General features: G+C 43.9%; 12 protein-coding genes. 4 read left to right on the top strand and 8 right to left on the bottom strand.

Going from position 1 to position 20,908, the window contains the following annotated elements; all coding sequences use genetic code 11:
* Positions 1-100: 100 nt before the first annotated feature.
* The 7 genes from BHV83_RS02825 to BHV83_RS02795 form a co-directional block, all read right to left on the bottom strand.
* On the bottom strand, positions 101-2,239 hold the full coding sequence (locus tag BHV83_RS02825; RefSeq protein ID WP_122205776.1) for a peptidylprolyl isomerase: 2,139 nt from the start codon (positions 2,237-2,239) through the stop codon (positions 101-103).
* A 97-nt stretch (positions 2,240-2,336) separates the two neighbouring features.
* A complete protein-coding gene (locus BHV83_RS02820; RefSeq protein ID WP_122205777.1) occupies positions 2,337-3,593 on the bottom strand; it encodes a hemolysin family protein in 1,257 nt (418 codons plus the stop codon).
* Positions 3,593-4,333, bottom strand: a complete 741-nt coding sequence (gene lptC, locus BHV83_RS02815) for an LPS export ABC transporter periplasmic protein LptC (RefSeq protein WP_005636349.1) — start codon at positions 4,331-4,333, stop codon at positions 3,593-3,595. The genes BHV83_RS02820 and lptC overlap by 1 nt, the downstream gene beginning before the upstream one ends.
* A gap of 2 nt (positions 4,334-4,335) precedes the next feature.
* A complete protein-coding gene (locus BHV83_RS02810; RefSeq protein ID WP_005636348.1) occupies positions 4,336-5,700 on the bottom strand; it encodes a tetratricopeptide repeat protein in 1,365 nt (454 codons plus the stop codon).
* A gap of 29 nt (positions 5,701-5,729) precedes the next feature.
* Positions 5,730-7,019 carry a BamG family beta-barrel-assembly machinery protein gene (bamG, locus tag BHV83_RS02805; RefSeq protein ID WP_005636347.1) on the bottom strand — a complete coding sequence of 430 codons (1,290 nt, stop codon included), beginning with the start codon at positions 7,017-7,019 and terminating at the stop codon, positions 5,730-5,732.
* Positions 7,006-7,785: a type III pantothenate kinase gene (locus BHV83_RS02800; protein WP_081446981.1), complete on the bottom strand. Its 780-nt coding sequence runs from the start codon at positions 7,783-7,785 to the stop codon at positions 7,006-7,008. The genes bamG and BHV83_RS02800 overlap by 14 nt, the downstream gene beginning before the upstream one ends.
* A gap of 75 nt (positions 7,786-7,860) precedes the next feature.
* Positions 7,861-11,883, bottom strand: a complete 4,023-nt coding sequence (locus BHV83_RS02795; protein WP_286756127.1) for a glycoside hydrolase family 2 TIM barrel-domain containing protein — start codon at positions 11,881-11,883, stop codon at positions 7,861-7,863.
* A 761-nt stretch (positions 11,884-12,644) separates the two neighbouring features.
* Here BHV83_RS02795 and BHV83_RS02790 point away from each other — a divergent pair.
* The 4 genes from BHV83_RS02790 to BHV83_RS02775 all read left to right on the top strand — a co-directional run bounded on the left by BHV83_RS02790 (position 12,645) and on the right by BHV83_RS02775 (position 19,787).
* On the top strand, positions 12,645-13,844 hold the full coding sequence (locus tag BHV83_RS02790) for a lipoprotein N-acyltransferase Lnb domain-containing protein (RefSeq protein WP_005646511.1): 1,200 nt from the start codon (positions 12,645-12,647) through the stop codon (positions 13,842-13,844).
* Positions 13,817-15,442, top strand: coding sequence for an alkaline phosphatase family protein (locus BHV83_RS02785; protein ID WP_119215468.1), 1,626 nt, complete (start codon positions 13,817-13,819; stop codon positions 15,440-15,442). Before BHV83_RS02790 ends, BHV83_RS02785 begins: the two co-directional genes overlap by 28 nt.
* A gap of 102 nt (positions 15,443-15,544) precedes the next feature.
* Positions 15,545-18,904 carry a preprotein translocase subunit SecA gene (gene secA, locus BHV83_RS02780; protein WP_005636340.1) on the top strand — a complete coding sequence of 1,120 codons (3,360 nt, stop codon included), beginning with the start codon at positions 15,545-15,547 and terminating at the stop codon, positions 18,902-18,904.
* 145 nt (positions 18,905-19,049) lie between these two features.
* Positions 19,050-19,787 (top strand): tetratricopeptide repeat protein, encoded by a 738-nt coding sequence (locus tag BHV83_RS02775; protein WP_005636339.1) that lies wholly within the window; start codon positions 19,050-19,052, stop codon positions 19,785-19,787.
* A 136-nt stretch (positions 19,788-19,923) separates the two neighbouring features.
* On the opposite strand, the gene BHV83_RS02770 is transcribed toward BHV83_RS02775, so the two are convergent.
* A complete protein-coding gene (locus BHV83_RS02770) occupies positions 19,924-20,742 on the bottom strand; it encodes an MBL fold metallo-hydrolase (protein ID WP_005651037.1) in 819 nt (272 codons plus the stop codon).
* Positions 20,743-20,908: the final 166 nt, after the last annotated feature.

Raw genomic sequence — 20,908 nt, 5'->3', positions numbered from 1 at the left:
TGTTTCTTTCATGCAAAGATATAAAAAAACCGCCAATCGGTTGCGATTGGCGGTTCCCTATAATGGACGGCAGTCTCTCCTGCCGCAAACAGTTCAACGATCAATAAAAGCGGATACGGTTATCTTCCACATCAGCTTTGTTAACCAATGACTGAATAGCCTGGAAACCAAAACGGTAAGCATTAGAAGCATCCAATGCTTTGATTTCAGCAGCTTCGTCATAATTCTTGGCGTCCTTGTTCTGTTCGTATACCTTGAACACATATACACCGTTGTTGCCGACAACCGGAGCGCTCAACTGATCTTTCTGAGCCAAGGAAACCATTGCATTCAACTTCGGCTCAACCCCGATACCTGCGATACGGCGTGTTGCAAAGCTAACGAACTTAACAGAATCTGCAGAAGAATTCATAGCCTGAGCATAAGCATCGACAGAACTCAGATTTTTAGCAGACAGGTCTCGTGCGATCTTTTCACCCTTCTTCTGAGCGATCAACTCTGATTTCAACATCGGAGTAACAGATTCCAAAGAACGATAACCTTCCGGCAACGTACCCTGAATAGCTGCGATCACAAACTTATCGTCACATTCAAAAATTTCAGAAATATCGCCTTTGTTGTTCTGGAACGCCCAACGGATTACCGGACGGGAATTCTTGATAGAACCCAGCAACTGGTCGTTAGCAGTTACTGTCACATTTGACAACAAGTTGTAACCGACCTCTTTAGCGGCATCATCCAATTTATCTATATTCTGGTTCTTTGAAATGAACTGGTTCAATTCATTATAGATGTTACCATAAGTCTTTGTACTCGGAGATACGGTCATATCAATATCTGCTACTTTGTATTTGTCTACATTTGTAGTCTTATCGGTAACTTTGATGATATGTGTACCATACAAAGATTTTACAATTGAATAGTCATTGACCGGAGTCGAGAAAACAGCTTTTTTGAAATCATCATTTACACCTCTCAAAGCTGTCGCTTCAGTAAACCAGCCCAGTTCACCCCCTTTTTCAGCAGCCTGGTCAGCTGAATATTCCTTTGCCAAGGCAACAAAGTCACCACCTTTCTTCAGTACATTCAACAAACTATCGGCTTTTGCTTTGATAGCAGCTTCATCGCCTGTATTTGCCAACATAATATGACTGACCTTCACAGAGTCAGGAGCAACGGTTTTATCGACCAACTTAAACAATCTGTATTTATCGTTTTCAAAAACAGGGCCGTATACGTCACCAACATTTGCAGTCTTTACAAATTGCTTCATTTCAGGATCCAATGCATTCTCTGTAAAGAAAGCGTCCATATAAGGTATTTCAGAATTTTCCGTCACCAAATCAGCCACTTTTTCAGAAGTAGCCAACTCGCTCTTCAAAGATTCGATTTCAGCACTTGCTTTGTCGTAGTCTTCTTTGCTCGGACGGATATCGACAGCGATATATTTGATTACTTTTCCTTCTTTCTGCTTGAACAACTCCTTACGCTGATTGTACAGCTTTTCGATATCACTCTTGCTTACCTGTATAGTTGAATCAGGAATAGAAGCATAAGATTGCATTGCATAAACGATATCAGAGCTTACAGCCGAGCCATCGAAAGCATCTTTTGCATCCAGTTTGTTGGCAGAAACAGCCTTACTCAACAGAGTTGTATACTTCTGTTCCAAACGCTGACGTTTGATATTCTTTTCCCAGAACATCCAGAACTGACGCCCCTGCAACAACTGTGCCTGCTGGTCAGCGGGATAGTTGGCAATATTATCGTCGTCGATAGTCTTTAAGAAATTTAATAATGCAGTTTTGTCAAATGCACCTGTCTGCGGATTCACAAACATCTGCATCTGTTGGATCATCGGAGAAATGTTTTCACCCTGAACCATATCGAACAGTTCTTCCGGACCTACTCCCATTCCTAACTCGGAAGTTGCTTCATTCAAAACGATATCCTGAACCATACCATCGAATACAGACTGACGGATTTGAGTCTGGTATTCTTCGGGCAGACTGGTGGAACCTGTCTGCATTTTGTACATTTCAGTCATTTCGTCTACACGATCCTGAAATTCTTGAATTTTAATAACTTCTCCGTCTACCTCCGCAACCGTCTCCTGCGATTGTCTGAAATAAGTAGAACCGGAGTTTAAAAAGTCACCGATGATAAAAGCGAACAATGCCACCCCCACAACGAGTACCAGCAGTCCTGCTTTGCTTCTGATTTTTTCCAGCGTAGCCATTTATCTTTATCTATTTTAAAGTTTATTATTCCACATTTTAAGGGCACGAAGATACGAAAAAAAGAGATTGCCGCATCTTTTTATGCTTTTTTTTTAATTAACTCACTACTTTCATACGAACTAATTCGATTTTCGTAGCTGTCACTTTTACGATTTTAAAAGAATATTTATCAATTACAATCGTTTCATTCAACTTCGGAAATTTCTGATAAAAATGCAATATAAAACCGGCTATTGTCACATAATCGTCCGACTCCGGTAATTCCAAGTCAAACTTCTCATTCAGCGTATCGATCTCTATACGACCGGACAATAGATACTCGTCATCTCCCACCTTCTTGGCAACATACGACTTGATATCGTGCTCATCTTCTATCTCTCCGAATATTTCTTCCACCAAATCTTCCAAGGTTACGATTCCCGAAGTTCCACCAAACTCATCCACCACAACAGCCATACTTTTCTTGTCCTGCATCAAGACTTTCATCAATTTATTGGCAGCCATCGTTTCCGGAACAATCGAGACGCTTCGGATACTTTGTGTCCAATCTTCCGGGTTTTTAAACATTTCCGAAGAATGGATATATCCGACAATATCATCTATATTTTCATTATAAACAAGAATCTTAGAAAGTCCAGTCTCTACAAAACGGGAACGTAGTTCCTCAAGAGCAGCCGTCTTATCGCAAGCCACAATTTCCGTACGGGGAACGATGCAATCACGCAAACGCACATTCGAAAAATCAAGTGCATTCTGAAAAATCTTTACCTCCGTATCCATATCCGAATTTTGAGGCGCATCTTCAATGCTCTGCTGGATAAAATAATCAAGGTCGACTTTGCCCAGCGCCCGTTGCGTCGAACCGGTCACATTCTTTACACCAGCAATTTTCAGAATCAGGAAAGAAAGCAAAGAAGAAAATTTAGAAACCGGATACAAAACAACATATATGATTAACAAAGGTACCGAAAACAACGTAAGCGAAAAGTTCGGATTCAATTTAAAAACAGTTTTTGGAATAAATTCTCCGGTAAACAATATCAGGATAGTCGAGATAATAGACTGAGTCAAAACAATCAGTGCCTCGTTATTTACCACACGAGCAATAAGAGGTTCCAGTATAATCGCCATCTGCAAACCGTAGATCACCAACGCTATATTGTTTCCGACCAGCATTGTAGATATAAACTGATGCGGGTTCCGGTAAAATATATCCAGAATCTTACTCGTCAAGCTTTTTTCCTTTTTATCAAGTTCGAAACGTAACTTATTGGAAGAGATAAAGGCTATCTCCATTCCTGAAAAGAATGCAGAAAAAGCCAATGATATTAATATGTATGTAAGTGCACCCATTACTTCGTTTTATCCATCTCGGCCGGCACCAATTTTCGTGGAACCACTTTTTCCTTCTGTGCCGGTTGCTTCTGCGGAACAGTCTCCATAGCAGGGTTGGCAGCTATGGGCATAGAATCTACTGGAACAATATTTTGGGTTGAATCAGTCGTTACCGATTCACTGACAGGGAATACTCCTTGAGAATTAAATATTTTATATTGAGTCATATTCTGATTCGACTCGAATCCGATACCCGTTATGATTTTATCATCCTCTTGTATCCGAATGTATTTATCAGAATAGACCTTTTCCTCTTTCTGGTCCCAAAAAAGCAAGGAAGTTTCAAATTTTTTCCCTTCCAGATTCTCAACCCTCACATTGCCTATCAGCTTCCATAGTCCTTTCTTCTCATAATTATAAGCCGTATCCGCTTTAAGACTCGCTTCAATATTAAATAAAGTATCGAATTTTTCCACATAAATACCTTCAGGAAAATATGAGAACGGCTCTTTTGCCTTATCGAATTTCAAAAATTCTTTAGCGATAGCACGATAGCGTGTAATCCCCGAATCGGAGAACTGAGTAGTATAATCAGTAGTCCTCAACGTATAAGTTGTTTCAGGATCGAAAGCAACCACAACAACCTCCTTGTTATCTCCATTACAAGAGGCAGTAAATAAAAGAAGCATAACAACTACCGCAAAGATAGTTGTTATGCCTTGTTCGTTCGTTTTACAAAGAAAACGGTTCTTAATCATAATTATCTGATTGTGACAGTCTCACCAATCCATCCCCCGATTTTGAAAGCTTTTCCTTTTTCCAGATCCGGATGCATGAAAACTTCTTCCGTAGAAGGAAGGTGAGCACGATAAGTATTAGCCAATTTACCAGCGTCTTCTGCCACATTCTGATCTACCTGTCTTGCCTTTTCAAATTTATCGATAGCTGCATAGTAAACAGCTTTGGCCAAAACGGCATCATTCGGATAGATAGATTTTGCAGATTTAGCATACATATTGCCAATCAGTATATACGGCGCACCGTAATCAGGATTGGTTTCAATTGCTTTCTGACAATATTGTCTTGCTTTTGACATATTGTTCTGTTCGAACAACAGTACACCGATCAGATAATAGTCTTCAGCCTTTGAAACTGCATCTGTTTCCATATTGGCTGCTTCTTCAAAATACTGGATAGCCTTATCATAATCTTTAGCTTTTACAGCCTGTTTTGCAATACCCAGAGCGGCATCTGCACTCGGTTCCAGTTTATAGGCATAACCTGCAGCTGTATAAAAAGCATCGATTTCCTGACAACGAACACGTCTCAACAGAGATACGATTTCTTTCAACGCAGGCAAATCATCCTTTGCAGCTTCAACTTTGGAAGCATACATATTCTGCAACGTTTCACAATCGGCAGCACCACTACCTGCAAAACCACCATCAATGGCAGACTTGTAGGTAGTCAGGTTCTTTATCTCCTTTTCATTATTTGCTGCTTGAGCTGCGGCTAACTGAGTTGCAATGATCTTTGAACATTTCAAATAGTCCTCCAAATAAGTCTCTTTGAAATTAGGATCAGCCAACAGTTGACGGTGAGACCCCATCATATACAAAGATACTCCCATTGCTTCAGAGTTTTCACCAAACTCATTGATCACTTCACCCAACCAAGCATAATACACTTTCGGGTCTGCATTATCTCCCTTAAGGCGGATATAATCAGCAGCCTTACGAGCAATAATCCAATCCTTTCCATACTTTCGGTCATTACCGAAATATTTCACACGCGTATCATACACCTTCATCAAATCATCGATAAGAGCAGCTTTCTTAGCCGGATCTTTCTCGGTATTGATTTTCCAGTCCATGATCCTCACACCATACAAGTAGATATCCTTATGAGCTCCCGGACATTCGGTATAAGCCTGATACCAGAATTCATAAGCATCCTTGAAATTCCCTGCTTTGGCATAAGGGACAAATAAGCTGATATTGGTAATACAACGTACGCTATCTTCACCAGAACCGAACGGAGTACCAGTATCCACACCTTTTTGTGCATAAGCTCCGAACGACATCATAGAGCATCCGAAAGCCAATAATAATACTTTGATCTTCATATTTATTTCTATTAAAGTTAGCTATTTAGTTAATCAACCTTAAATTTCATAAACCATGCTTCATTGAACGTATAATTCACTGTAAAACGAAAATACTGTTCATCAATCATGTTCATCTTCACTTCCGGTTTCTTTTTCACATACTCAAACGATATGTTAATCAACGAACGGTTATCAATTAACGGCAATCCCAGACCAAGGCTTGCTCCGATCTCGTTATAACCGTCTCCGGAAGGATTGGCATCTGTCCGGTTCATACGCAAATAAGAATTGCCATAATGAACACCTGCGCGATAACGAATCCTACTGAAATATGATTTGCGCATATAATCCGGTATATATTCGCCACCAACCGCTACCCGATAACGATTCTTGAAATTATCTTTCTCCCCAAAGTAAGGCATTTTTCCCCAATCCTCATAGGAAAAATCGGCTGCTAACGTTAATTTATTTTGTTTCACATAAGAAAGCCCCACTCCATACGAATTTGGCAACGCAAACGCTTTCCCGCTGATAGTATCAGACTGAAGCACTTCTCCATCTGAACCAGAAGATGTATAAGACTGAGTCAATTGATAGGATTTTGCATGCAAACTTTTTTTAGGAGAAAAAACAAGACCTAACGTCACACTCTCCGTCTTGCTTAACGGATGTGTGTACTGCAATCCGAAATCCATTTTCAGGTCACGCACCCTCAATTCCTGATTACGGTTCGTATTATATGCTCCTGTTCCTTCACCACTCATGATTACAACTTGTTCATGCTTGATATTCCCAAACAGGAAACCGAAATTGGCTCCCACGGCTAAACGTTTTTTCCAGATATCAATAGAGACACCTCCATAGAAATCACTCAAACCGCCTGAGCCGTTATAAGTTTCCGTAAATGTAACTCCTTCGTCGTTACGCAAAGCACCAAACTTATAACCGACATAAGAATAAGGCAACAAACCGAAACTCAAGGCTATCCGGCGATGAATCGGAAACTGCATTGCAATATATTCCACGTTTCCGTTGATATCGTTCTGACGGGCATTTCCGTCATCAAACCACGACAACTGACCGGCTACACCAAAATCAAAGAGAAATGTCAGGGAGTCCATGCAACTGTATGATGCCGGGTTCATCGGATTTATTTGTTTCGGCGAACGTAATCCGTAACCGACACCGCCCATGGCTCGACCTGCGCCGAACGAACGTTCTCCCAAATCACCATACCCGAAACGGGTATAGGGCGAGTTTGTATTGTTTTGCGCCATCAAAGGCAACAGCATGAATATAAGAACGCTTGTTATTAGTACTTTATTAATCTTCAACATTATACTCTAAGATTCTGTTTAATCCTGTCAACACTAAATTAATGTCTGCAAAGATGGAGTTTTTTAGTCGTCTTTCAAAATAAAACGAATGACCGCCTGTTAAAAAAACCAAAAGGTTAGGATATTTTAGCCGAAGCATTTCGATATATCCATCCATCTCGCACACTATACCATTTACTACTCCAGCCTGGATGGCTGTTTCCGTATCCGTTCCGACCAAAGGAATGTATTCCTGTTCGACAACCAAAGGCAATTTCTCCGTAAACAGGTTCAATGCTCTGAACCGGGTTGTCATTCCAGGTGAAATATTCCCTCCTAAATAAGAACCGGAAGCATCGATCAGTTCATATGTAATAGCTGTTCCGGCATCTATCACCAGCAAATCCTTTCCTGGTTGCAGGTAATTAGCCCCGACAGCGGCAGCCAGCCGGTCTTTACCCAACGTTTTAGGCGTTTTATATTGCACCTTGATCGGAAGAGATACCGTTTCGTCCAAAAACACAAAATTCCGAAGATTGCTTCCCAGGTATTCAACCAATTCGTCATCTTTATCTATCACTGTCGAGAATATCCCTTTCGTCAGCGGGTACTTCTTAAAGATAGAAGAGACAACCTCCACGTCGAATTTCTTAAACACAAAAGAAGCCTCCATATGCCTCTTATTGTATACAGCCACTTTCGATGATGTGTTTCCTTGTTCTATAATGAGATTCACGTGTCTGAATTTTTCCGCAAAGAAAAACAAAAATGATGAGATAACAGACATATCGAAGGCACAAAGTATAAAAAACAGGAAAGGAATGACTTCCTCTCCTGTTCCATCACATAATATAAAGTTCAATTAATCAGCCAGAATCACCAATTCAGCACCCGATGCAAAATCCTGTCCGCGCTGCTCGCTCAATGCTGTAAAACGGATATAGCGGGCTTTGACCGGCTGATCGAACAGCACTTTCTTTTCCTTCTGGTTATTTTCAAAAGTACCTTTCAAGACCGGTTCACCCCAGTTTTTACCATCCAGGCTGACACTAATCGAATAATCCTTGACATGACCATTCGATCCGTCCTGCCGGGGAAGGAATGAAAAACCTTTAATCTGTTTTACTTCCCCTGCATCCAAATCCACCCAATGCGGATATTTGGCAACGGTAACGGAAAACATCGTATGCCAGATCGTATTCGGATCACCATCCGTCAGGTTCTTGGCATCTCCGTAACCGGACTCTTCGCTGCTTGTATAGACCACTTCCGTCTGAATACTCTCGATCTTGCTGAAAGAAGCCGTTGCATTGATTTTCGGATTATCTTTAAACCAGGCTTTTACGGTACCACCATTGCGGAATGGTATGGCTTCCGAATATTCCTTCGCTTTTCCTTTCCCGTCGGTCGTATAGCAAATCACAGCGTCTTTACGAGCCGATGAGAGCTCAACGGACCCGGCGCGATTACGCATGATTGTCAACGGCATTTCTCCGGCGGGTGCAACATTTGCCGTAACGGTTACATCTTTTCCGGCAGGACGGATTATAAAGCCCATGTCATGATGTCCGGCAAAGACGCGATCCTGTTCCAACGGTCCGCCTTGTCCGCAACTGTTACCACCCAACCCGGTCACAGCCGCATCCAGATGCAGATACGTATCCCCTGCAACCGGCAACTGGTAGGGATGAGAAGCCAGAATCAAATCCAATGCAGAATATTGAAGAGCCGATACAGACAAACGGTCGGTAGCCACAAACACAGCACCCTCGCCATCCGGATCGGTCAGGGCACACCAGCGTACATCCTCGTGGTTACCCATATCTTGCGGTTTCGGGAAATTCACAAACTCGCCAGCCACCGTATTCCTATGCTGTTCGATAAACTGTCCGCTCTTGCGGTCAGCATAGTTATCGATCGGGCCACGTCCGTAATAAGTGAAGTCTGCATACTGCTGCGGGACTTTCATTACATATCCTAGGCGTGGCAATACCAGACTCGGACGGTTAGAAGTGATGCTCGACTGCAACTCGACAGACCCGTCAGGATAAACGGTCCAGATTTGATTCGTCGTAAACTTGAAATCATTTTCCCCGAATCTCCTATCTGTCAGTTCCTCTATACTATTTTTTCCCGTACTGGTTCCACCTTTGATCTTAGCACCGTTCGGCGCCTGCGATTCGACGGTGAAAGCCAAGACGACCGTACCGTCGTTTCTTTCCAAAACCGTACTATTCGTTGCCCGATGTTGCAGGTTATGCAAGCCGTGTTCAAACCACTGCGAATAGAACCAGTTGTCGTTATTGGTAAAAGCGCGCAAAGCATCGAGCTTCGGACCGTTTCCATCGGTTATAATCGTCTTGCCTCCGTAGGCCAGGCTGTAAATCGTACCCGTCTCCATATCGAACTTAGCAACGAAACCGTCACCACTCACCGTTTTAATCGAAGTATCCGATTTATCCAACTTCACCTTTCCGGCAGAAGCCGTCACGGCACTGATGGAAGGACGCGCCATAGCTTCCTGCAACAAAATTTGTTCCTCCGCCGTCACAAATCCTTTTTCAGCCCACGGCATATCATCTTTAAGAAGGAACTGCACCTTTACAAAATATTCGGAATCATTCTTCAACTTGTCAAAAGGCATAGGTATTGACACTTGTGCTTTAGCACGGGCAGGAATCGTTCCGGAATTAACCAAACCGAATCGAATCTCCTTTCCGTCTTCATAAAGCGACCATCTTATATCATAATCCGAAAGGTCCTTAAAATAATATTTATTGAATATCTCAAAAAGTCCCTTCCTGACATCGACCGCTTTCACACCAATATGCTGATAGACTTTCTTCACTTCATAATACTGCGGTTTCGGTTCCAGATCACCGAACACAATGCCATTCATCACGAACTGACCGTCATTCGGAGTATCACCGAAATCTCCACCGTATGCCAGATATCGCTTACCGGTCTTTTTATCATAGTTATACATCGACTGGTCCACCCAATCCCAGATAGCACCGCCACAGAAAAAATTTGTCGATTCTATCGCTTCCCAGTAATCCACCAGGTTACCGCAGGCGTTCCCCATCGAATGAGCATATTCGGAAATATGGAACGGGTATTTGATATCATAATCACCTTTCACCGCACCACGCGTCCAGCCAATAGACGGATACTGGTTCGACCCCATATCCACTATATCATTATTACGTTCATATTGGACGGGACGGGATTTATCCACCTGCTTCAACGCATCATAAGCAGCCACGAAGTTTTCACCAGGTCCCGCCTCGTTGCCCAACGACCAGATCACGATAGACGGGTTGTTGATATTAGCATGAACCATCTCCATCACACGTGCGACATGCGCCTTTTTCCATTCTACCGGATGTGAAAGGGAGGCGGCCCCGTAATAATATTCATGCGACTCGATATTGGCTTCGTCTTCCAGATAAAGACCATATTTATTACATAAGAAATACCAGTAAGGATCATCCGGATAATGCGAATTACGCACATGATTGATATTGGCACGTTTCATCAGCATCACCTCTTTTTCCATCATATCGCGCGTGATGGCATGTCCGACCGCCGGATTCGATTCATGACGGTTCACGCCTTTCAGCTTGACGGTCTTACCATTTATATAATAGTAACGTCCCGCCAGCCCGAATTCATCTTCTTCAGCCGGTGTATCCTTGATCTCGACCTTACGGAACCCGACGATCGTAGAGGTTGTCTCCACCACTTTCCCTTTAGCATTCTTCAACTCTGCAACCAGCGTATAGCGATAAGGGAACTCTGCCGACCATTTCCGGGGAGCTTTTACATTCAAGACAGCTTTCGCGGTCTGTATCTGTCCGGGATTTACCACATCCACCGCTGCCGAAACAAGCACATTTTCCACTTTGACGTTTTCATCCGAATACAACTCATTGGCATACAACGCATATTCCAATTTATATTCCTTCGCAACCTTTTTATCCAAGTTGCATACATCGGCCGAGATTGCCAGCGAACCATCCATATAAGTCACATCCAAATCCGGAATCGCCACCAAATCGCGCACATACACTTTCGGAACCGAATACAGAGCGACCGTCCGGAAGATACCCGGCAGGCGGAACATATCCTGCGCTTCCAGAAAAGAACCGTCGGAACTGCGATATACTTCGGCGGCCACCACATTCGTCCCTTTACGGAGGTAAGGAGTGATGTTGAAATTAGCCGTATTGCGGGAGTTTTTGGAAAAACCGACATATTGACCGTTGATCCAGAGATAGAAGAAAGAATCGACTCCATCGAAACTGATAAAAACTTCGCGTCCGTCCCAATCCTGCGGTATCTCGAAATTACGACGGAAAGAACCGACTTCATTCCGGTGCTTGTAAGTCGTCCAGTTTGCTGGCGGAATACGCATCACACCTCCGCGCCAGTCATCGACCGCCACTTTATGCTGGAAGATTACCGGCTGGTTCACATAGATCGGAACTCCATATTTCAGGCTACCGTCTTTCTGGACTCCATAAATATTCCAACTGGAAGGAACCGGGATATTATCCCAGCCGGATACATCAAACTCCGTCTTATAGAAGTCTTTCGGCCGTGAATCGGGATCAGGCGCCCAATTGAACTTCCAGTCTCCATCCAAAGACTGCCAAAATTTACTGTTTTCCGGTAATACCTTACGAGCGCTTTCCACATCCTGGAAAGGGAAAATATAAGCATGCGGTTGTTCTTTGTTCAGAGCCAGGTTCTCAGGCGACTCCCACTCTTTACCGGTCGGCGCTTCCACCGGTCCGTAACTAAATCCCCCAAGCGGCAATTGATCAGCCATGCTATAGAAAGAAGCACAGCAGAGCGCTAAGGCTAACGAGATTTTTTTCATGATGTTCATTTTAGGAATAATAGATTTTATTTGTGTATTCATTCTTAGACATGCCAAATCGTTCACAAATATAAGAAATTAACACAGCATATAAAAGAACTTCCAGGGCAACCGCACCAAAATTCGGAAATCCCGTTTCCCACCCCTGCAAATCACTCTATTATTTTCTGCAAAAACGGCTATAAAATAGGTAAAACCGGATGGTTTTTATTGTCCGGCATGGTACTTTAGTTGCCAGACACCCCCATGTTGCCATCCTTTACACCCGGGTGTAGAGGGCCGGTACATCCGGGTGTAAAGGATGGCAACACGGGGGTGTTTACGGAATTATGTGCTTGTCTTTGCTAAAAAAAGAGAGGGCTTTTGTGAGATGAAGAACCGTATTTCACCTATTTAATACCTATTATATTCGTTTTTACATTTGTTTATTCGATTATTTTATATGTTTTCTCAAAAGCAAAAGAAGGTAACATATTAGCTATCAATTATATAATAAATTCCATATGTTTCAGAAGTGATAGAGGAGTGATAGAGGAAAACGTCCTGTATCACAGCCTCTAACGATTGAATATCAATAACTATAACCTTCGCAGTGATAGAGTGATAGAAGGATTTACAAAATGGCTCTTACGCTGTAATGTCTGTCTTTTCTTAAAATAATCTACATTCCCAATACATTTTCCTCCGGCCTGTCGTATATTTGTAGTTTAATAATTAGAAGCAATGGCAATTCAATTCAGCATACACATAACTTTCTGTTTATGAAAAAAAATATATTCCTACTCTTTCTACTCTTTACCGCCGTCTCGCTTCAGGCGCAATACCCGTTGCTCAGCAAAGATGCCGAGATCAGCCTATTGACAGTTTCGCCATCGGAAGACGAAGTGTACACGGTCTACGGACATACAGCTTTGCGGGTAAGAGATGCATCGAAAAAACTCGATACCGTATTTAATTACGGGATATTCGACTTCTCGAAGCCCAACTTCATCTATCGGTTTGCAAAAGGAGAAACCGATTACAGACTGGCAGCGCAATATACACGCGACTTCCTAATCGAATATGAGATGCGGGGAAGCGAAGTCACCGAACAAATCCTGGATATCGATTCCGCAGGAAAAGCACGGATATGGGAAGCGTTGATGATCAATAACCGGCCGGAAAACCGCGTATACCGTTATAATTTCTTTTTCGACAATTGTGCGACGAGACCCGCTGCCATTATCGAGAAGCTGGCAGGTGGAAAAATAGATTATAACATACCGTTCAAGCAGCAGACGTTCCGCGATCTCATCAACTACTGTACGCGTAACAAACCCTGGCTTACGTTCGGATGTGACCTGGCACTTGGCAGTCCGACCGACCGGATCGCGACTCCCCATGAAATGATGTTCCTACCGCCCTACCTGAAAGAAGCGTTCGGTACGGCAACCATTACCGGTGCAGACGGTTCTCGGAAGGAATTGGTAAGTTCAACCAAAACATTGATAAACGGACTCACCGATGACGTAAAACCGGATACGGGCTTCTTTACGCCGCTTGTCTGCTGTTGGGCCTTTTTCCTGGTTGTGCTGGCTGTCACATTCGTTGAATGGCGACATAAATCCTATTTCAGGATTGTTGATTGCATCTTGTTTTTCACAGCTGGAATAGCAGGAATCGTACTGTTTTTCCTAAGTTTCGTTTCGACACATCCATGCGTTTGCCCGAACTGGAATATTATCTGGTTACAACCTTTTGACTTAGCAGCTGTTATTTTGTTTACAGTAAAAAAGTTAAGAAAGGCCGCATATTATTATCATTTTATTAACTTTGCGGCGCTTACGCTGATGCTGGCTGGCTGGCATTTCATTCCGCAGCATTTAAATACAGCATTTATCCCGTTGGTAATGAGCCTTTGGCTCCGTTCGGGATATGGCGTTTACAGAAAAATATGGAACATCGGGTACGAAAAATATTAACATCGCTCATCGCAATTCTGGCAGCAACCAACCTGGAGGCTCAACAAAGCACTCCCAAATTGGTCGTGTGCATCACAGTCGACCAATTGCGGGGTGATTACATAGAATACTTTTATAATACATTCGGCGAGCGTGGTTTCAAGCGGTTGATGAATGAAGGACTGGTGTATAACAACATACGGTTCGAATTCTCAGACATAGATGAAGCCAGTGCCTTTGCCACCCTATTCACCGGAAGCAATCCTAACTTCAATGGAATAGCGGGAAAGAATATCTACGATTTTGACAAGGAAAAGGAAGTTTCGGTCTTATATGACCCGGACTATATCGGCAATTATACGAAAGAGCATTATTCTCCCCGGAAACTGATCAGCTCCACAATCGGAGACGAACTGAAAATCGCTTCCAAAGGCAGAAGTGACGTATATGCCATTGCTCCCAACCCCGAAAGTGCGATCCTTTCTGCCGGACATGCGGCAAACGGTGCTTTCTGGATGGACGATTACAACGGCAAATGGGCAACAACGACCTACTATAAAGGGCTTCCTTGGTATGTGGACCGCTACAACAACGGCCCGGAATCTCTGTCGGCACGTTTGGAGCAGATGACTTGGACTCCCTCCCTGTCACTGGATAAGTTCAATGCATTTCCGTACGTGTTAGATGAAATTCCTTTCAAATACACATTCAAGGAAAATACAAACGAGTGTTTCTTCAACTTGAAGACATCCCCTTTTATCAATAAGGAAATCAATCGCTTGGCGCTTCAGTTCCTCGAATACGGGGCTTTCGGTACACGTTCCTGTCCGGATATGCTTGCCATCACTTATTATGCAGGCAATTATCGCGGCAATATGCATAAGGAATACACCCGCGAGATACAAGACACCTATTATCAGTTGGACAAGGATCTGGAGCAGTTGTTGGACAAGATCGACAAGAAGGTCGGACTGAACAACACGCTGATCGTCTTTACCGGTTCAGGATATTATAAGAGTGAAGAAGAATATCCTGACGGCATGCAGCTGACAAATGGCGAATTCCATCCGAAACGTTGCGTCGCCTTACTCAATATGTACTTGATGGCGATCTACGGCCAACATACGAATTGGGTAAAAGGATTCTATAACAACCATATCTATCTGAACCGCAAAGCGATAGAAGACGCGAAGCTGGAACTGACGGTCATACAGGAAAAGGCGGCCGAATTCTTGCGCGAATTCAGCGGCGTGCAATTCGTTGCAACCGAGAATGTCCTTCGTACGGGCAACTGGAATGAAAAGACTTCCAAATACCTGCACGGCACCCACCTTTCAAGCCGTGGCGACCTGATCATCGAGTTACAGCCCGGATGGACCATCAACAACGACGATCCGAAAGCGAAAGTAAAAGTAATACGAAATAACGCAGTTATAACCCCGTTGGTATTTATGGGCAACGGTATCAAGCCGGAACATATCTACCGCGAAGTAAAAGCCACAGAGGTAGCCCCAACGGTAACCCATGTGCTGAGGATCAGGCCACCCAATGCGTCCCTCAGTCTACCACTTAGAGAATTGACAATTGGCAATGGACAATTGGCAATTCCATCTAAATAAATATCCATTGACAAATACAAACAAATAAAATTAGTAACCATCCAATTGAAATCGTCAATTGCATTGTCAATTGTCAATTGTCAATTGTCAATTTAATAAGTTATGGGATTTAATGAATTTATGACGAAGCTGTTCGGCAATAAGTCGCAGCGTGACCTGAAAGAAATCACCCCGTATGTGGACAAGATCAAGGCCGTATATCCGTCAATCCAAAAGCTCTCGAATGACGAGCTTCGTGCAAAAACTGATGAAATCAAACAACGTATCCAGGATTACGTAGCCGATGAACGCGCTAAAGTGGAAGAACTGCGCAAAGGCATCGACAACAAGGAACTGGAAGAACGTGAAGCGATCTGGGCAGAAGTTGACAAGATCGAAAAGAATATCACTGAAAAGATGGAAGTGGTACTGGAAGAGGTACTTCCAGAAGTCTTTTCTATCATGAAAGATACGGCTCGCCGTTTTTCTGAAAACGAAACGATCGAAGTAACGGCAAATGACTTCGACCGTAACCTGGCTACCAAATACGACTTTGTGGAAATCAACGGCGACAAGGCCATCTATCACAACCATTGGGTAGCAGGTGGCAACGAAATCACCTGGGATATGGTCCACTACGACGTACAGTTGTTCGGTGGTGTCGTACTGCACAAAGGCAAGATTGCCGAAATGGCGACCGGTGAAGGTAAAACATTGGTGGCTACTCTGCCGGTATTCTTGAACGCATTGACCCGCAACGGTGTACACGTAGTAACCGTGAACGACTACCTGTCAAAACGTGACTCGGAATGGATGGGCCCGTTATATATGTTCCACGGACTGTCGGTAGACTGTATCGACAAGCACCAGCCGAACTCTGATGCCCGCCGTGCCGCTTACAATGCCGACATCACATTCGGTACGAACAACGAATTCGGTTTCGACTATCTGCGTGACAATATGGCGATCAGCCCGAACGACCTGGTACAGCGCAAACACAACTACGCCATCGTCGATGAGGTCGACTCCGTGTTGATCGACGATGCCCGTACACCGTTGATTATTTCCGGTCCGATCCCTCGCGGCGAAGAGCAGCTGTTCGAACAGTTCCGTCCGAACGTGGAAGTAGTCGTAAACGCACAGAAAGACCTTTGTTCCAAGATGCTGATCGAAGCCAAGAAGAAAATGGCAAGCAGCGATCAGAAAGAGGTGGAAGAAGGTTCTATCCAACTGTACCGTTCCTTCAAAGGATATCCGCGCAACAAGGCACTGATCAAATTCCTGAGCGAACAAGGCGTAAAAGCCCAGATGTTGAAGACGGAAGAATATTTCATGTCAGAAAACATGCGTCACATGCATGAAGCGACAGACGAACTGTACTTCGTGATCGACGAAAAAAATAACAGTATCGAATTGACCGATAAAGGTATCGACTTGCTGACCGGCAAGACCGATGATCCGACATTCTTCGTATTGCCGGATATCACCTCCCAGCTTTCCGAACTGGAACATATCCAAAACGAAGAAGAAAAACAGGCTAAGAAAGACGAATTGCTAGCCAACTATTCCGTCAAGAGCGAACGCGTACATACGATCAACCAGTTGTTGAAGGCTTACACTTTGTTCGAGAAAGACGACGAATATGTCGTGATGGACAACAAGGTCATGATCGTCGACGAACAAACGGGCCGTATCATGGACGGACGCCGCTACTCCGACGGTCTGCATCAGGCTATCGAGGCAAAAGAACGTGTGAAAGTGGAAGCTGCAACACAGACATTTGCAACAATCACCCTGCAGAACTACTTCCGCATGTATCACAAGCTGTCAGGTATGACCGGTACGGCAGAAACGGAAGCCGGTGAATTCTGGGATATCTACAAACTGGATGTTGTCGTAATCCCGACAAACCGCCCGATCGCCCGTAACGACATGAACGACCGCATCTACAAGACGAAACGCGAAAAATATAACGCCGTAATCGAAGAGATCGTCCGGTTGACCGAAGCAGGACGTCCGGTACTGGTCGGTACGACATCCGTCGAAATCTCCGAATTGTTGAGCCGTATGCTTACTATGCGTAAGATCAAACATAACGTCCTGAACGCGAAATTGCACCAGAAAGAAGCTGAAATCGTAGCGACTGCCGGACAGAGCAGTACGGTGACGATCGCCACCAACATGGCCGGTCGTGGTACCGACATCAAGCTATCGCAGGAAGTAAAAGCAGCCGGCGGTTTAGCCATCATCGGTACGGAACGTCACGAAAGCCGCCGTGTAGACCGTCAGTTACGTGGTCGTGCCGGACGTCAGGGCGACCCGGGTTCTTCCGTATTCTTTGTTTCTCTGGAAGACGATTTGATGCGTCTGTTCGCATCTGAAAAGATAGCCGGATTGATGGACAAATTAGGGTTCAAGGAAGGTGAAGTGTTGGAACACAGCATGCTGAGCAAATCTGTTGAACGTGCTCAGAAGAAGGTGGAAGAAAACAACTTCGGTATTCGTAAACGTCTGTTGGAATATGACGATGTGATGAACTCGCAACGTAACGTAATCTATACCCGCCGTCGTCATGCTCTGATGGGAGAACGTATCGGTCTGGACGTATTAAATACAATTTATGATACATCCGTTGCAATCGTCGACCAGCATGCCGATGGTGACTACGAAGGTTTCAAGCTGGAACTGTTCAAGACTTTCGCAATGGAATGTCCGTTCACGGAAGAAGAATTCAAGAACGGCAAAGCCGACAAGCTGGCCGATAAACTGTTCGATGAAGCGTTGCAGCTGTTCAAACGCCGCATGGAACGTATGACTCAGGTTGCCAATCCGGTGATCAAACAAGTTTACGAACATCAGGGTGCGATGTATGAAAACATCATGATCCCTATTACGGACGGTAAACGTATGTATAATGTTTCCTGCAACTTGAAAGAAGCTTACGAAACAGAAAGCAAAGCTATCACGAAAGCATTCCAAAAATCGATCGTCCTGCATACTATCGATGAAGCTTGGAAAGAACATTTGCGTGAAATGGACGAACTGCGTCACTCGGTACAAAACGCCAGTTACGAAAATAAAGATCCCCTGTTGATCTACAAGTTAGAGTCTTACAACCTGTTCAAGAACATGGTGGATATGATGAACCGTAAGACTGCTGCCGTCCTGATGCGCGGGCAGATCCCTGTTCGCGAAGAACCGACCGAAGAAGAAAAGCAGGCTATGGCTGCCCGTCAAGCAGCTATGGAAGAGGCTGCCCGTCAGCGTATCGCTATCCAAAGAGCTGAAGCCGAGCGCCACCAGGACATGAGCAAATATCGTACTGAGAAGACCGATATCTCCGGTAACAACAATCCGGAAGAACGTGCCCAGCAACAACCGCGCCAGGAACCAGTTCGCGCCGAAAAACGCGTAGGTCGCAACGACCCCTGTCCTTGCGGAAGCGGTAAGAAATATAAGAATTGCCACGGGCAAGGTTTATAATCCTATCCTGTAAGATCAAAACAAAGGCGGCTCTGAAGGTCGCCTTTGTTTTCTTTATAAATCTAAAAAAACATAAAATCCTTTTGTCTCTTACATTACACTTACTACCTTAGTCGAACTAATTTAAATATTACATTTAATCACCATGAAGAAAATTATCTTATTACTGGCTTTTTGCCTGAGTGTAGGCAATTTATTCGCACAAGATGCGAACGCAGACAAACTGCGTGAAGAAGGAGACGCAGCCATGACTGCAAAAAACTATCCCGAAGTTGTAGCAAAGTACAGCGAATACTTGAAACTTACAAACTATGAAGATGAAAGCCGTATCTTTAACTGTGCATTTGCAGCTTACAATGCCAAAAAGTATGACGATGCCATCAAGTTCTACGACATGGCCATTCAAAAGGGCTATAAAGCGGACGACGCCTATGTAGGCAAAGCGATGTCTTTGCGTAGTCAGGACAAAGCTGCTGATTTTACAGCAACTGTTGAAGCAGGTCTGAAAGCAAATGCCCAAAACGCAAACCTCGAAAAACTTCTGTATGCTTATTGCATGAAGAAAGGACAAGCAGCCCAGAAAGCAGGTAAGACAGAAGAAGCAGAAGAACTGTTCAAAGACGTATTAGTTGTAAGTAACGCCAAATATAAAGGCAATGCTCTGTACAGCCTTGGCGTTATGTTCTACAATGCAGGTGCAAAAATTCTGGCCGATGCCAACCCGATCGCAACATCCGATCCAGACAAATACGCTGCTGAAAAGAAAAAAGCAGATGCTCAAATGGCAAAAGCAAAAGGTTATCTGGAACAGGCAGTCGCTTTGAACGCAGCCGATGCTAATTCCAAAAAGATTCTGGATGCTATCAATGCTGCTGCAAAATAAAATATAACGCAATAATTAAAAAGAGGACTTCGGTCCTCTTTTTTTATTTATACAAAAAGCGAATCATATAAATCCGTACGACAGAGATCCGGCATAATATCAGCCACACTCGGAACAACTATCGACCGGTGTTTATTCAAATGTTAATCCTTTCCAAATCGTCCGGTACATAAACGGTTCCGGAGAATGCTTGTGCAGCTTCACGCATATAAGATTGCTTGCGGGTATCCAAGTTACGGTCTTCGGTGTGATATAAGACCAAATTCTTCACTCCCAATTCCGCAGCCAATCTCCCGGCGTCCAATGCCGTACTGTGGTGCTTCTTATAAGGTTGGAAAACTTCCCGATCCTCATACAAGCAAAAGGCTTCGCATAAAAGCCAGTCCGCATTTTCCACATAAGAGCGGTTTATCACATTATAAGGTTCGTCTCCCAGACAGACAAACGACTGTCCGTCCGGCAGCTGCGTTCGAAATCCGAACTGTTTTTCTTTGGTGGATGCGATATCGAAACATTGCAGGCATAAACCTCCGGCTTCAAAGGTCTCTCCATCCTTCACCTCACGAAACTCGACTGCGCTCCCGATCAATGCGACGATCTTTGCCGGCAGCAATTTCCGGCAGATCCAATCCAGCACTTCCAACACCTTATCATGTCCATACACCCGGAAAGTGCCCGTATATTGTCCGGACAGCATTTTCTGCATAACGATACGGACCATCCAGACAGCCCCCAATATATGGTCGGTATGAGCATGTGTCACAAACATATCATGTATCTCGCTTATCGCGATTCCCGCTTTCTCCAACTGTCCCAATATACCGTTGCCACCTCCGGCGTCGACCAGTAAGATGTTCTTTCCGGTCTTAATCGTGAAACAGGTGTTATAACATTTTGTAACGGTAGCATTACCTGTTCCGAGCATAGTCAGTTCAGTAGTCATATTTTCAATCATAAATGTAGGTTTATCTATATTTTATTACAGTTACTTATTATCATTCCGTCCGGTCAAGCCTGTAAGTCCGATACTACTCGAACAAAATTCTAAACCTCGTCAATCCGTCCGCATACGTCCTAAGAGAAAAAGAACAGTTGTGTTTTTGAAGCACTTCGCGGATAAA

The sequence above is a fragment of the Parabacteroides sp. merdae-related_45_40 genome (genome assembly GCF_001915675.1).
This window is presented reverse-complemented; position numbering and strand designations above follow the sequence as displayed.

Excerpts from the sequence above, each read along its gene's own strand:
- BHV83_RS02775 (WP_005636339.1), top strand. The coding sequence starts at position 19,050 with ATGAAGAAAATTATCTTATTACTGGCTTTTTGCCTGAGTGTAGGCAAT.
- BHV83_RS02790 (WP_005646511.1), top strand. The coding sequence starts at position 12,645 with ATGAAAAAAAATATATTCCTACTCTTTCTACTCTTTACCGCCGTCTCG.
- BHV83_RS02800 (WP_081446981.1), bottom strand. The coding sequence starts at position 7,785 with ATGTCTGTTATCTCATCATTTTTGTTTTTCTTTGCGGAAAAATTCAGA.
- BHV83_RS02825 (WP_122205776.1), bottom strand. The coding sequence starts at position 2,239 with ATGGCTACGCTGGAAAAAATCAGAAGCAAAGCAGGACTGCTGGTACTC.
- lptC (WP_005636349.1), bottom strand. The coding sequence starts at position 4,333 with ATGATTAAGAACCGTTTTCTTTGTAAAACGAACGAACAAGGCATAACA.
- BHV83_RS02810 (WP_005636348.1), bottom strand. The coding sequence starts at position 5,700 with ATGAAGATCAAAGTATTATTATTGGCTTTCGGATGCTCTATGATGTCG.
- BHV83_RS02785 (WP_119215468.1), top strand. The coding sequence starts at position 13,817 with ATGGAACATCGGGTACGAAAAATATTAACATCGCTCATCGCAATTCTG.
- bamG (WP_005636347.1), bottom strand. The coding sequence starts at position 7,019 with ATGTTGAAGATTAATAAAGTACTAATAACAAGCGTTCTTATATTCATG.
- BHV83_RS02770 (WP_005651037.1), bottom strand. The coding sequence starts at position 20,742 with ATGATTGAAAATATGACTACTGAACTGACTATGCTCGGAACAGGTAAT.
- secA (WP_005636340.1), top strand. The coding sequence starts at position 15,545 with ATGGGATTTAATGAATTTATGACGAAGCTGTTCGGCAATAAGTCGCAG.
- BHV83_RS02795 (WP_286756127.1), bottom strand. The coding sequence starts at position 11,883 with ATGAAAAAAATCTCGTTAGCCTTAGCGCTCTGCTGTGCTTCTTTCTAT.
- BHV83_RS02820 (WP_122205777.1), bottom strand. The coding sequence starts at position 3,593 with ATGGGTGCACTTACATACATATTAATATCATTGGCTTTTTCTGCATTC.